At 52.6% G+C, this 14561-nt stretch carries 9 protein-coding genes; 3 read left to right on the top strand and 6 right to left on the bottom strand.

Features of this window, described 5'->3' with window-relative positions:
* Nucleotides 1–32 precede the first annotated feature (32 nt).
* Nucleotides 33–2258 (bottom strand): ferric-rhodotorulic acid/ferric-coprogen receptor FhuE, encoded by a 2226-nt coding sequence (gene fhuE, locus AC6I8D_RS21885; RefSeq protein WP_497820930.1) that lies wholly within the window; start codon nt 2256–2258, stop codon nt 33–35.
* Between the two features lie 452 nt (nt 2259–2710).
* Here fhuE and pagP point away from each other — a divergent pair, with 452 nt between their 5' ends.
* Nucleotides 2711–3283 (top strand): lipid IV(A) palmitoyltransferase PagP, encoded by a 573-nt coding sequence (gene pagP / locus AC6I8D_RS21880; RefSeq protein WP_497820929.1) that lies wholly within the window; start codon nt 2711–2713, stop codon nt 3281–3283.
* Nucleotides 3284–3300: 17 nt separating this feature from the next.
* On the opposite strand, the gene AC6I8D_RS21875 is transcribed toward pagP, so the two are convergent.
* Entirely contained in the window at nt 3301–4395 is a 1095-nt protein-coding gene (locus AC6I8D_RS21875) for a tyrosine-type recombinase/integrase (RefSeq protein ID WP_497820928.1), read from the bottom strand.
* A gap of 191 nt (nt 4396–4586) precedes the next feature.
* Nucleotides 4587–5495 (bottom strand): LysR family transcriptional regulator, encoded by a 909-nt coding sequence (locus AC6I8D_RS21870; RefSeq protein WP_312757439.1) that lies wholly within the window; start codon nt 5493–5495, stop codon nt 4587–4589.
* A gap of 118 nt (nt 5496–5613) precedes the next feature.
* On the opposite strand from AC6I8D_RS21870, the gene AC6I8D_RS21865 reads away from it, so the two are divergent.
* Entirely contained in the window at nt 5614–6543 is a 930-nt protein-coding gene (locus tag AC6I8D_RS21865) for an alpha/beta hydrolase (RefSeq protein WP_312757437.1), read from the top strand.
* A 206-nt stretch (nt 6544–6749) separates the two neighbouring features.
* Here the strand turns inward: AC6I8D_RS21865 and AC6I8D_RS21860 are convergent, their stop codons facing one another.
* Together AC6I8D_RS21860 and AC6I8D_RS21855 are read right to left on the bottom strand one after the other, a co-directional pair.
* Complete coding sequence (locus tag AC6I8D_RS21860) at nt 6750–7961, bottom strand: MFS transporter (protein WP_312054046.1); 1212 nt, start codon at nt 7959–7961, stop codon at nt 6750–6752.
* Between the two features lie 132 nt (nt 7962–8093).
* On the bottom strand, nt 8094–9011 hold the full coding sequence (locus AC6I8D_RS21855; RefSeq protein WP_497820927.1) for a LysR family transcriptional regulator: 918 nt from the start codon (nt 9009–9011) through the stop codon (nt 8094–8096).
* Between the two features lie 430 nt (nt 9012–9441).
* Here AC6I8D_RS21855 and AC6I8D_RS21850 point away from each other — a divergent pair, with 430 nt between their 5' ends.
* On the top strand, nt 9442–11619 hold the full coding sequence (locus AC6I8D_RS21850) for a TonB-dependent siderophore receptor (RefSeq protein WP_497821062.1): 2178 nt from the start codon (nt 9442–9444) through the stop codon (nt 11617–11619).
* A gap of 207 nt (nt 11620–11826) precedes the next feature.
* Here the strand turns inward: AC6I8D_RS21850 and AC6I8D_RS21845 are convergent, their stop codons facing one another.
* On the bottom strand, nt 11827–13818 hold the full coding sequence (locus tag AC6I8D_RS21845) for a BCCT family transporter (protein ID WP_497820926.1): 1992 nt from the start codon (nt 13816–13818) through the stop codon (nt 11827–11829).
* Nucleotides 13819–14561 lie beyond the last annotated feature (743 nt).

Below are 14561 nucleotides of genomic sequence, written 5' to 3'. Positions count from 1 at the left end.
ACGCCTCTGCTGAGGCGTTTTATCGGGGATGATCAGAAGGTGTAGCTGGCAGTAACCGAGACGTTACGCGGTTCGCCATAAACCACCGAGCTGGCGACGTTAGTGTCGTACTCTTTATCGAACAGGTTATTCAGGTTGCCCTGCAGCGTCAGGTTTTTACTGACCTGATAGCGGGCAAACAGGTCAACCAGCGCATAGCTCCCCTGACGGGCGCGCCAGGTGCCGTTGCCTTCCGGTGCACCGACGTCGTTCCAGACGTGGGTCTGCCAGTTTACTCCGCCGCCCAGCGTCAGCTGTTGCAGCGCAGGCAGGCGATAACTGGTGAACAGGTTGAAGCTGGTCTGCGGCAGTTGCGGATTAAAGGTGCTGCCGTCGCGGTTTTCTGCAATGTAGCGCGTGCCGCCGAAGGTCATCTGCCAGTAATCGGTCAGTGCGCCGTTGACTTCAAACTCTACGCCGCGGCTGACCACGCCTTTACGGCCAATGTAGGCCACATCACCCGAGCCTTTTACCGTCTGGGTAGTGGCTTCGCCGACGTTATCCAGTTCGGTACGGAACACCGACAGTGAGGTGGTAAAACGGCTGTTCATCCAGTCAGATTTCAGGCCCGCTTCGTAGTTTTTACCGATCACCGGCGCCAGATACGCGCCGTTGACGTCGCGATAATCCTGCGGCTGGAACACCGAGGTGTAGCTGGCATAAGCGGACCAGTTTTCAGCGAAATCAAAGATCAGCCCGCCGTAAGGCGTGGTGTTGTTCTTCTCCATCTCGCCGGTCGGGGTTTCGCGATTCCAGTTGGTGTAACGGGCACCGACGATCAAATGCAACGGATCGGCGAGTGAGAGGCGGGTCGCCATGTAAGTTGATTTCTGGCGCACCAGCTGGGTGTCGCTGGCGGGCAAACGTGGCGTCCAGTCGGATTCCGGATACTGACCGTTATAATCATTGAAATTACCCAGCGACTCAGGAGAGATATTTTCGAAGGTGCTGAAGTATTTGTTGTCCTGACGGCTGTAGTTCACGCCGACCATCAGTTCATGCTGGCGGCCAAACAGTTCATAGGGACCACTGGCGAAGGCATCAACCGCATCCACCTTACGCTTGCCGGTGTTGTAGCCGGTTCCGCCGACCACCGGATAGTTGGCGTAGGAGGAGTATCCGACGCCGGTATTCTTATCAAAGAATCCGTCAAGATAGAGCTGTTTACTGTCGAGCCGCATCTCGTTGTGCGCGCCATTCAGCGTGATGTTCCAGCCGTTATCGAAGTCCTGTTTCAGGTTCACAAACAGTTTACGGTTCTCTTTATCGTTATAGGCCCAGTCCGGCGCGGTGTTGTAGCCGCGACGGCTGTGAATCTGACTGCCGTCGGTATACCAGCGTGGTGCACCGCCCCACATGGTGGAGTCTGTATTCACCTGGCTGAACTCATAGCCGACCGACAGCGTGGTCGAATCGGTCAGGTCGGCGTCAACCACGCCATAGACAAACTGCTTTTTCGCGCCGTAACGCTCAATGAAACTGTTGTTATCCTGCCAGCCGGCAATCAGTCGGCCACGCACGTTGCCCGATTCACTCAGCGGTGCGGAAAGATCGGCAACGTAACGCTGCTTGTTCCAGCTGCCGTAACTGGCGGAAACGGTGCCGCCGAATTCCTTGCTGTCGGCGTGCTTGCGCACCATGTTGATGGCGGCGGAGGGGTTGCCTGGCCCGGTCAGCAGGCCAGTTGCGCCGCGCACCACTTCGACCCGCTCATACAGCGCCATGTCGGTCTGGGCGTCACCGAGGTTCCAGCGTGCGGCGAACGCGGTTGGGATGCCGTCAACCATGTAGTTGTCGATCATGAAGCCGCGTGAATAGTAGTTGGTGCGGTCCATATCACCACTGATCCCGCGGATGCCGGTGGTGTTAGAGAGCACATCATTCAGCGACTGAAGCTGCTGATCTTCCATTCGTTGCTTGCTGACAATGCTGACAGACTGCGGCACATCACGCACCGTACCGAGCATTTTGGTGCCCGCGCGGGTCACCGGGACGCTGTAATCGCTGGCCGGAGATGACGCTGCCGCGCCCTCTGTTTGTGCTGAGGCGCTGACCGTCATGGTCTGGTTGTCGCTGGCGGCTGGCGGAGACGTTTCTGCGGCACGGGCGGCATTATGTGCCAGCGAGGTGGCAATCATGGCGGCCAGTAAGGAGTAGCGTAGCGGGCGCTGACGGGCCGACACGCACCTTTCCCTGGCATGCTGAACATCAAAAGACATCGTTAATTCCTCAAATTATTATGATTTTTATGCTGCCACTGTTCACGACCATGCTTCCTGCTGGCATGTCTGCCCTGCTTATGGTTTGAGGAACCAAAACCCTTCCCTGAGCGCCTGGGCGCGAGTGTGATGTTTATTTAAAACAAATGAGAAATATACGCATTGCGATTATCATTGCAAGAATTTGTTAGCAAATGATGCGAATTTATTCAGGACTTGGTATGCGTCGCCGAGAGTTGCTGGCTGGATCAGAGATCGGCGGTATTGACTGATGATGGGTGTGTAAATTATCCGTTGGGGTTGGTAACAGAAACATTCATTATCAAACTGGAGCGAAAACCCGTCGCCAATAAATTTTCATTTAAATGAAATTGTCTGTTTAAATGACAGAATCCCCGCTATTACATTTGGCGTTATCCGCCATGAGTTAGGCTTAAAACGGGAATTTATTTATGCGCCTGAATAAAAATATGCGCACTCTGTCAGCTATTATTATCGTTTGCAGTGCTCTCCCGGCGGGTGCCGCTTCTGTTGCGCACGGTGTCAGCACCGGCTGGGAAAATTTCAGTAATAACGTCGCCACCACATGGCAGCAGCCAGACGGCATCGACTTTTATCTGCCGGCGATTACCTGGCATAACCGGGCAACCTACGATCGTGAACACATTGATAAGTATAATGAAAGGCCGTGGGGTGCCGGCGGAGGGATATCCCGTTATGACCAAAAAGGTAACTGGCATGGCCTCTATATTATGACCTTCAGGGATTCTTTTAATCAGTGGGAACCCTTTGGTGGTTATGGCTGGCTAGCGACCTGGCGGCCATTAGCGGATGAAAAATTCCACTGGGGGGCCGGATATACCGCCGGTGTTACCGCCAGGCATAACTGGCAATATATTCCGCTACCGGCGATATTGCCGCTGGCGTCTGTCGGATACGCTAAGCTCGACTTTCAGATGACCTATATTCCCGGCACGCACAATAATGGCAACGTCTATTTCGCCTGGCTGCGCTACCATTTATGAAAATAAGGCCTGAACGCTTAGGCTGACATGGCCATAATAGAACTTTCATTCAGGGTCAGCGTTTCGCCGTCGAAGCGATGGCGTAACGCCAGGTAACTTTCGCAACCGATGATCTGTTCTACCGCCGCCGAATAAGCGTTCATTGCGCTGCGCATTTGCGTCAGATAATCGTGCGTGTCATACACCTTATCTATTCCTTCCAGCGCGTGGTTCATGATTTTTCTGGCGACGTCGTTCGGGGTATCCAGCGCGGAAAGTTTGGAACGCGCGGTGCGGCGTAAATCGCGCGGGGTAAAGGCGTCGAGTCCCAGCCCACGCGGGGCGCGGATCATGCGGCGCAATGCCTGATTCAGCGCACCTTTCGACAACGGTAACTGCGGATCGCGCGGTGCCGGCACCAGCCAGGGTGAGTCAGGATCGGTGGCGCGCATCAGCGCATCTATGCACTGACGCATCAGCGGCGAAATCGGCAGGATATGTTCCCGTTGTGATTTGTTGCGGGTGCCCTGCTTCCACAGGCCGAGTGTCAGATCAAATTCCGCTTTTTGCGCCTGCACAATTTCATCGGGCCGTCGTGCACTGACCAGGCACAAGCGCAGCGCCCAGCGCGCCTGCTCAGACAAAGCCCAGTTATCCAGTCCATGCCAGAACACCCAGATTTCAGCATCGGTCAGCTGGCGACTGCGCGGCGGCGTCGCGCGTCCGGCAACATCACGTTTTTTCATTGAGGCGATCGGTGAATGATCAAGATAGCCCTGCATCTCTGCCCAGGCGAGAAACTGTTTAGTCAGGGCGAAGACCCGCCGCGCCTCTTCTTTCTTACCGTCGGCAATCAAAATGTTATACAGGCGGTTGAGCCGTAAACGGTTGATCGATTTAAGCGGCTGCGATCCGATGTTTGGCAGCACATGTTTCAGTAATGATGACACGGCGATTTCCGGGCGGCGGCGACTGACCAGCAGTGATAATTTGACCCAGACTTTCATCACCTGCTCAACCGAGCCTTCATCACCAAAGTTATCCAGTTCACCCAAAGAGGCGGCTCTGACCTGATCCAGCCAGATCAACACATGGCGGCCAACATGGGGCGAACGTAATTCTGCAACCGTCACAATGATCCTTTACCTGTTCTCTTCTTCGCTGCAAGGCGGCAAATTTTAACGCGTATTGTGATGTGACTCCAGACCTAATAAGTCTGGAGTCACAATGACGCGTTCTGATAAAATCTGAGGCTGCTGGCGGGGATTTTCCCCGGTCGATATTGAGAGATAAATTGCTCTTAAAAAGAAGACCCCGGGACCCGCTACTCCCAGGGTAATTGTTGTTGCCAACGCTCAACCAGCAAATCTATAAACGCGCGTATCCGCGGTGATAAATGGCGTTTACTGGGATAAATAAGGCGTATCGGTTCGGCAGTAAAGGGATAATCCTGAAGGATGGGGATCAGTCGCCCTTTGCGGAGGTCCTCACCGATCAGATAGGTAGGCAGATGCACAATACCAAAGCCTGATAACGCCGAGGCTCTTATTGCTTCAGAACTATCGAGATTTAATCGGCCAGGTCCTTCATAGATAAATGTGCCCTGCGGTGTTTCGAACCGCCAGCTACGTCTTTTTTCTGCGCTCAGCAGAAAGATAGTGTCGTGTTCGATTAACGCCTGTGGCGTCTCAGGTTCCCCCCGCGAGCTGAGATATTCCGGTGAGGCACAGGTGACAATTTTCTGTGTGGCAATGGTTCGGGTCAGAATACGTGAATCATCTCGTGGCTCGCCTATGCGTACGGCAATATCAAAACCTTCTTCAATCAGATCAACAAATCTGTCGCTAAACGACACTTCAGCCCGAAGCTGCGGCCACTTTTTCAGGTAAATATCCAACAGTGGCAGAATATGTCGCTGACCAAAAGACAGGGGTGCGCTAAGCCGTAGCGTTCCAGCCGGTTGTATGCGGCGCATCGCCATTGCCGCATCTATCTCGTCCAGATCGTCCAGTATCTGACGGCATCTATCGAACATGACCCGACCTTCGTCAGTCAGACTAAGGCTGCGGGTAGTGCGATTAAGCAGTCTGACACCCATGCGGGTTTCCAGCCTGACGATGCTCTTTCCTATCGCCGAACGCGTGATGCCAAGTGAACCTGCTGCATGGGTATAGCTGCCTGCTTTAACGGCGGCAACAAACGCCGCGATGTCATTAATGCTGTTAATTTCCATTGTTGCTGTTCCGGTTAAATGGGCGTGACCGTACCCGGATATGGGAAGCACATTCCCTTAATGTTCGGATATTATAAGTTTTCGCTAAATAACTGAACAAATTAAAACAGGAAGAATTATGCTGAATCCACAAACTAAACAGGCTGTCAAAGCGTGGTCTGAAAGTCTGGCTGGTCTTGCGCCTGTCATCACCGGTGCAGATGTCACGACACCGATGAGTGAAATTCGCGCCGCTTATACCCGTATGCTGGCAAAAAATCAGGCACCGGCAGACGTCAGTTTTAGTGACGTCGATATGGGTGGCGTGCCGGGGACGCTCGTTACGCCAGCGACCATCAAAACCGACGCTGTCGTGATGTATATTCACGGAGGTGCTTACATCGTCGGTGAGCCGGCGGGCTATCACGGCATTGGTGGTAACTATGCCAGTATGCTGGGTGCCCGTATCTATATGCCAGATTATCGGCTGGCACCAGAATATCCTTTTCCGACGCCGATAACTGATACCTTACAAGCGTATAAGTGGTTGACAGAACAGGGTTATGACGCCAGCAAAATCGTACTGGTGGGTGAATCTGCTGGCGGCGCAATGGTGGTGACAGTGATGGTGGCCGCCCGTAATAAAGGATTACCTCTGCCAGCCGGTGGCGTCGCTATTTCGCCGTGGGCAAATCTTGAACATAGCGGCGCATCCATGACAAACAGAGAGGGCCTTGATCCGCTGAACACCAGGGCTGGACTCGATTTTCTCGCACGCACCTTCCTCGGTGACGCACTACCAAATCATCCGATGGCATCCCCGGTGTTTGCCGACGTGACCGGCTTGCCGCCGATTCTTATACAGATTGGGGAAAATGAATTGATGTTAAGCGACGCGATGCGACTGGCATGTCACCTCGGTGATCATCGCGTCCGGGTTAATCTGGAAGTCTGGCCGGGAATGTTCCATGCGTGGCACTTTTTCACCGGGCTGCAGCCGGAAGCAGTTCAGGCCATGGAAAGCTCGGTCAGCTTTATTCGGCAACTGCTGCCAGATGCCGCAAAATAATAAATCGTTATACTGCATCAGCCTGCTGCAACAGGCATTCTTGTCCTTATATAATCTTTTTCATCAGGCTTATGGCAGGTGTCATTGGCACGATTACACCTGCCATGTTATATCGCTGTGTTAATCATTATTAAATGGAACAGCAGCAATTATTTTATCCTTCGCTTATCGAAGGTTATGGTTTTCACTTTCACCGTAGCGGATAGTCAAGCCATCGGTGATTGATATAATTGTCGCGCTGAAACCTGCGCGGCGAAAGCAATACAAAATGCTAGCAGGCTACAGACTATTAAGTATTCGCTCAGGGCTTTTAGCAGTGGATAGTGATCCATCATAATGCTCAGCGCAAAGGGCAGCCAGTTACCCACATAGCCGGTGATATACAGCAGGTTGATAAGATGTGCCCGCTGTTGCTGGCGGGCAACCTGATTCACAATGGTTGCCGCACCGACCAGTATCGCCCCGTAAGCAAAGCCTTCTGCAATCACCGCAACCAGAACCAGGGCGGGACTGACAAGGTGCACGCTGACCAGGGCGAGTAATATCGCAGCCAGCTGCGTGCTCACCCCGATTTTTAGCGAAGAGTAATGGTGCCTTTTTCGCATCAGCCACTGGGTGATGCCCGCCGTAAGCAGGAATAGTGACAGGCAATAACTGACCATCTGCACGCTGCCGATCGCGTAGCCGTTGTGAGCCAGCGTCGGACCCTGAGACATCAGAGTTGATGCCATTGCCCACGACAGAAAGATCGCCATGCAGCAGAGGTAAACATCTCTGAGAGTGAGCGGCCGATGGCGGTGGCGCGTCAGGGCTTGCTGCGGATGAGCAACCGGCTGGAGCGGTTTATTCACAATTTCGCGGCAACGCCAGATGGCGAAAAGGGAGAGTAAAACCAGCACCAGTAAAATAATGAACGGGGCTTTTAAGCTGTAAAAATTATGCTGTACGATATTGCCGGTAATAAACGGACCGATGGCCTGACCCAGAATTAAGGCGGCGGAAGCGATCAGCGCAGCATGATTACTGACTTCCGTTGCGAATATTTTTATCAGCGAGCGGTTAATATAGGCCATTAATATACCTGAACCTAAACCGGTTATTAACCGGGCAATCAGCAGCAGCGTAATATTATCGGCAAACATCATCAGCAACGATGAAATCAATACGCATCCCAGTCCGGTATAAACAGGTCGGGTATAGGCTTCCGGCCGGACGTTTACTTTCGCGGTAAACAGCAGTGCGAGCAGAACACCGGCGGCGTAAACGCCAAACACCGCCATAATCTGTGAGGCGCTGAACCGGTATAAGCTGACATAAACCGGATACAGCGGCGTTGGCAGACTGCTACTGAGCATGCCTGAAAAAAAGGCCAGCGCCAGTGCCAGTCCTGCCTGTGAGGATTTTGTCGTCGGGATCATCAGTTTTGCTATCCAGGAAATTGGTGAAACGTCGACAGAACGTTATCACAACCCCTTCTGGATGGGATTCGAGCCGCAGGCAAACCCACTGTGACGAAGATTCACAGTGGGCTTTGAAGAGGAGCGCGAAGGTTAACCGGTGACGGTCTCAATGTGCCACGGATGCAGGGCAAGTTGCTGTTCCATGAAGTTGATAAAACAGCGGATGCGTGGGCTGAGATGCTCTCTTTTGGCGTAGATCAGATAGAGCGGCTCTCTGATCGGCGACTGGAAATTGGTCAATAGCGGCACCAATTTTCCCTGCCCGATATCACGGTGGATATGAAAATCAGCCAGCCGGACAATGCCCTCGCCCTGAATAGCCAGATCGCGCAGTAAATCACCCTGCGACAGTGAAGCCACCGGCGTTACTGGAAAAATCCGGCTCTGAGCGTCTTCAGTATAAACCCACTGGTTCCAGTGACTTTCAAAGTTGAAGTGAAAACAGCGATGTTCAATCAGATCACGCGGATGGGACGGGATGCCGTGCCGGCTGAGGTATGCCGGTGAAGCACAGGTAATCCACTGACTTTCGCCGATACGACGGGCAATACGTGACGAGCTGGCCAGCACGCCACCATAGATAGCCAGATCCAGACCTTTGTCGAACTGATCCTGATAAAGCGGCCCGGTTTCAATATCCACTTTCAGCGCGGGATAAGCCGCAATAAAAGCAGGCAGCCAGGGCAGGATCTGGTAGCGGGCAAAGGTCGTCATGGTCCGTATCTTTAGCTGGCCGCTGATCTGATTAGGCATATCTTCGGCCAGTGAATCAGCTTCGGCCATCGCATCCACCACCGCACGGGCGCTTTTGAGATAGACATGCCCTTCTTCCGTCAGCTTTAACGCGCGCGTCCCGCGAACGAACAGCCTGACCTGCAGTCTGGCCTCCAGCCGACCAATCAGTTTACTCATCGCAGAAGGCGTTAATCCTTTAGCCCGTGCGGCGGCAGAGAAGTTGCCATATTCATAGGCCCAGATGAAAGCCAGTAGCTGATTGTAATTATCCATCCTGTTCCTGGTGAACTATCGTGAAAATATCGGGAGCGTGATATTACCTAAAAAACCCGGTGCGAAAAGGACTACCGCGGCGCTTACGGAATGAATCCGCCAGCGTTTACAGCCGGATCGCTTTGCTGCCCGTCTGCCGCAGAGGCGGTCTGTTGCAGCCCTTTCACCGATTACTGTTGTTCGCCGGCAGCTTTCGTCGCCTGTGTTTCGGGACGATGTTAAATGCATTTCCCTGCTGAACGACAGGAACTGACTACCTGCTCTGCTCAGTCACCCGCCCACCAGCCCCCCGCAATGTACATTAAACGGCCTAACGTGAAGGAATGTAAAGTTATCCAGATCGGATATACAATGATAACTATTCTCATTATCATACGCATTTGCTTACATACCTTAACGATTCAGGGAGATTTTCTAAGTGAATGTAACTATGCATGTCCGGAAGCGCCCCGTTGCGCTGCTGTTGGCGGGAATATTGAGCACCTCCGCCTCTGCAGCTAACGAGGCTGAAACAGAAAAGCTGGCTGATGACCAAACAATGCTGGTCACTGCTGAACAGGAGTTAAAGCAACAGCCGGGCGTCTCGGTGATTACCGCGCAGGACATTGAAAAAAGTCCGCCGGTCAATGACCTTTCCGACATCATTCGCAAAATGCCGGGCGTTAACCTGACCGGTAACAGTGCTAACGGGGTACGCGGGAATAACCGCCAGATCGACATTCGCGGCATGGGCCCGGAAAACACCCTGATCCTGATTGATGGCGTACCCACCACCTCGAGAAATTCAGTGCGTTACAGCTGGCGAGGCGAGCGCGATTCCCGTGGCGACTCTAACTGGGTACCGGCCGAAATGGTTGAACGTATCGAAGTGATCCGCGGTCCGGCGGCTGCCCGCTACGGCTCTGGTGCTGCCGGTGGCGTGGTCAATATTATTACTAAGCGCCCGACCAATGACTGGCACGGTTCGCTGTCGCTGTTCACCAATCAGCCGGAAGATGACAAAGAAGGTGCTACTCGCCGCGCTAACTTTAACCTCAGCGGCCCGCTGGCCGGTGACGCGCTGACCATGCGGTTATACGGCAACATCAACAAAACCGACAGTGATGCGTTCGATATAAACCAGTCGCAAAACGGTTCCGCTGCTGCTGGCCGCGAAGGGGTGCGCAACAAAGATATTAACGGCGTGCTGTCGTGGAAACTGACCCCGTTACAGGTGATTGATTTCAGCTACGGTTACAGTCGTCAGGGAAATATCTACGCCGGCGACACCCAATACAGCAACGGTGCTGGCAATGCCCTGATTGAATCGCTGGATGGGTCAGAAACTAACCGCCTCTACCGCCAGACCTACGGCATCGCCCACAACGGTATCTGGGATTGGGGGCAGTCGAAACTGACCTTCAATTATGAAAAAACCAACAATACCCGCCTGAACGAAGGCACCGCCGGCAGCGGTGAAGGACGGATTAACAGCAACACCTTTTCAACCAGTCGCTTCGAGAGTTACCGGGCCGGTGGCGAAGTGAGTTTCCCGCTGGAGTTAGTGCGTGAACAGACCGTCACGCTTGGGGCTGAGTGGAACCGCGATGAACTGAACGATCCCAGCTCGATGAATGGCACCAGTGCGCCGAATGTGTCCATTGGCGATGTGAGCGGTGATGCTGGCGCGCGCAGCAGTAAAAACAGCGCTACTCTTAGCTCACTCTACTTTGAAGACAACATTGCGGCGACCGACAGCACAGAAGTGATCCCCGGTCTGCGTTTTGATTATCACGACAGTTTCGGGGCGAACTGGAGCCCATCGCTCAATATCTCACAGGGTTTAGGCGATAACTTCACGCTGAAAGCCGGTATTGCGCGCGCGTTTAAAGCCCCTAACCTCTATCAGTCAACCGAAGGCTATTTACTGGCTACTCGCGGTAACGGTTGTCCGATTGGTGTAACCAGCGGCAGCTGTTATTTGCTCGGTAATGAAAATCTTGACCCGGAAATCAGCATAAATAAAGAGCTGGGCATTGAGTATAGTCAGAACGGTTATATCGCAGGGCTTACCTGGTTCCGCAACGATTATAAGAACAAGATCGTCGCCGGAACCGAGCGTATTGGTTTTGCCTCTAACGGCAACAATATCCTGCAATGGTCCAACGGCGGTAAAGCCGTGGTCGAGGGGCTGGAAGGAAATATGACCATTCCACTGGTGCGCGATATGCTGGAATGGCGTACCAACGCGACGTATATGATTGAGTCAAAGGATAAGAAGACCGGTAATCCGCTGTCGATCATCCCGGAATACACCATCAATACCCTGCTCGACTGGCAGGTGACTCAGGACTTTTCAACCAACCTGAACTGGACAATGTATGGCCGCCAGAAGCCGCGTGAAAATGCAGAGTCACGCACCGAAGCAAGTTCGCCGATGTCGACCCGTGAAGTCGGTGCCTATTCCATCTTTGGGCTGAATCTCAATTACGACATCACTAAAAATTTGCGTGCCAATGCCGGTATTAACAACCTGCTGGATAAGCGTATCTACCGTGAAGCCGAAGGTGCCTCAACCTATAATGAGCCGGGCCGGGCTTATTATGCCGGCCTGACCATGTCCTTCTGATTGTGACAGGCGCTTCCGGCTGGAAGCGCTTTTCTTCATTGCGGCTCATCGCGCCTGCGCGCAGCGTTTTGCGAGGTGAACGGGGATTGAGCAGGATACAGCGACAACACTTCTGACCATAAAAAAGCCCGGGCAAAGATGCCTGGGCTGAATCGACACACTATGCGTCTTAATCCGGGCCTGAGGCAGTGAGCCCGGCCCCGGTTATTAACGTACCAGGTGCAGAAAGTGCAGATGCTTTTCGTACTGATCCAGAATATCGTTGATAATCTGCTCCTGCGTCCAGCTCATTACGTCGTAATCCTGCCCGCCCTCCTTAAGGTATACCTCGGCACGGTAGTAGCGATGCTCTTCTTTTTTCTCATCGCCTAATCCGGCAAGGGCAAAAGTTGGCTGGATATACGAGCGGAGGCGAACTTCATAAACAAAGTTGAGTTCATTTCCCAGATCCACTTCAAAATGTACCCGGTCGTCTGCACTATCATTGAGATGAGAAGCGGTGCCTTGCTTGAGCAGTTCGCCGCTGACCATATGCATGGCAGGCTGAATAACTTCATTCATAAATCGTTTTACATTTGAACGCTTGGGAAAATAGGCAATGTTCCTCAACCGGCGTTGCCAGGAAATAGGATTTCGTGAAGCCGGTGAGGCTATGGTGGTGATCTGCTTACTCTCACGTTTGTAATAATCAATTCGCAGCGCTTTGAAAAGCCCGTAAATCGACGCCAGAAGAATAATCGCAAAGGGCAACGCACTGGCGATGGTGACCGTTTGTAGCGCTTTCATGCCGCCTGCCAGTAACAGCACGATGGCAACAACACCCATCATTGAAGCCCAGAAAATACGCTGCCAGACCGGCGTATTATCGGTGCCTCCTGACGCTAAGGTATCAACCACCATCGCGCCGGAATCAGCTGACGTCACGAAAAAGACGACAACCATGGCCATAGCAATAAACGACAGCACTGAACTAAAGGGGAAGTGCTCAAGAAAGTTAAACAACGCGAGGGTCTGATCGGACTGTACGGTCTCTGCCAGGTCGCGAGCGCCTTTACTCACGATCAGCCAGATAGCGCTGTTACCGAAAAACGTCATCCACAGCAATGTGAAACCGGCTGGCACAAACAATACACCGGTAACGAACTCACGGATGGTTCGTCCACGCGAAACGCGGGCAATAAACATCCCGACGAAGGGTGACCAGGCCAGCCACCAACCCCAGTAAAACAGGGTCCAGCCTCCCAGCCACTTGCTGGATTTAGGCTCATAGGCATACAGATTAAAGGTCTTGTTTACTATTTCTGAAAGGTAACCGCCGGTATTCTCAACAAACGATTTCAGCAGCAGAACCGTTGGCCCCATCGCACCAACCAGAACCAGCAACAGCACCGCCAGCGTCAGATTAATTTCTGAAAGGATACGGATCCCTTTATCCAGTCCCGATACCACAGACAAGGTGGCGAGTCCGGTAATAACCACAATCAGTATCACCTGTATGGTTTGGTTAACCGGAATTCCGAAGAGATGGTTGAGTCCGGCATTGACCTGCAGGACGCCATAACCCAGCGAGGTTGCTACACCGAGCACGGTACCGATAACCGCAAAAACATCTACGGCATGCCCTATCGGCCCATAAATTTTTTCGCCAATAATCGGATAGAGTGCTGAGCGCAGCGTCAGCGGCAGGCCGTGGCGATAACTGAAGAAGGCCAGTATCAATGCAACGATGGCGTAGATTGACCAGGCATGCAGCCCCCAGTGAAAGAAGGTGATGCGGAGGGCCTCCTTGGCGGCTTCCACACTTTCCGGTGTGCCTGACGGCGGTGCCATGTAGTGCATTACCGGCTCCGCCACGCCAAAGAACATCAGCCCTATGCCCATACCCGCTGAAAACAGCATGGCAAACCACGAGACATAGCTGAAATCGGGTTCAGAATGGTCGGGGCCCAGCTTGATGTCACCAAACCGGGACATGCCCAGATAGGCGACGCTCATCAGTATCAGAGCAACCGTCAGTATATAAAACCAGCTGGCATTGGCGAAGATGCCGCTTTGCAGCGCGCTGAGCTGCTTGTCAGCTTGTTCAGGAAAAATTGCGGCAAAAGCAACGATAAAAAATATCAGTATGGCGGAGCTGTAAAACACCGGAGGATTGATTTTACTTCGCTGAGTTTGCTCTGTTATTTTTGGTTGAGACATATAACCTCTCTGCTAGACCATTTCTGAATGTAACAGCCATTATGACAGAGCAGATGAAAATTTCAGGAAACGAACGAATTTTATAGGATTTTTTCTCGTGCCTGGCATAACTTCCTGACAACCTTTATCAAAATCTACTTGATGCACACGGAAAGATGGGCATTGTTCATATCGTCATGCGACCTAAAAACACACGACTGATTCAGGCGTCAAAGAGTAAAAGGTGAAACAATAACAATTAAACCAGAATGCGCCCTGAAGTGTTTAGTGGGGTTGTCTCAGGTCTTAATCGCCACTGTGTTGACACCAGGACATGACCGCCTGTGTCTGCTATAAAATTTAAGCGGCTGTTCACATCCCATATCACCAGCAGCGCTTTGATAAACCCGTAGTAAACTGCTTTGGGGTAGTGGGCAGCAGCTTTACGCATCAGCAGACACGCCGGAATCATCGAATGTTCGAAACCAGGCTACTTCTGCCTGCTGAAACAGTGGCAAATGGCCTCATCACACGCATCGATGAGGTGATGATACTCTACTCGCTATGAGGCTGAGTGACGTCATCGGAATCTGCCGCCAGGACTACCTTTCTCAGCACCTCATTTATTCAGCTATCCACCGTCACGGGCGTTATCCCTGCCCTGTGCGTTCGGACAAACTGACGCAGGCATTTACACGAGCTTAGGCGCAGTACGGTTTAAGTGAGGAGGCGGCCCCGCCGACCTTGCATGAAATCAAAGATCT

The sequence above is a fragment of the Pantoea sp. X-Soil-MYKO-1785 genome (assembly GCF_059730675.1).
The sequence above is the reverse complement of the archived record's forward strand: the minus strand, read 5'-3'. Positions and strand labels throughout refer to the sequence as shown.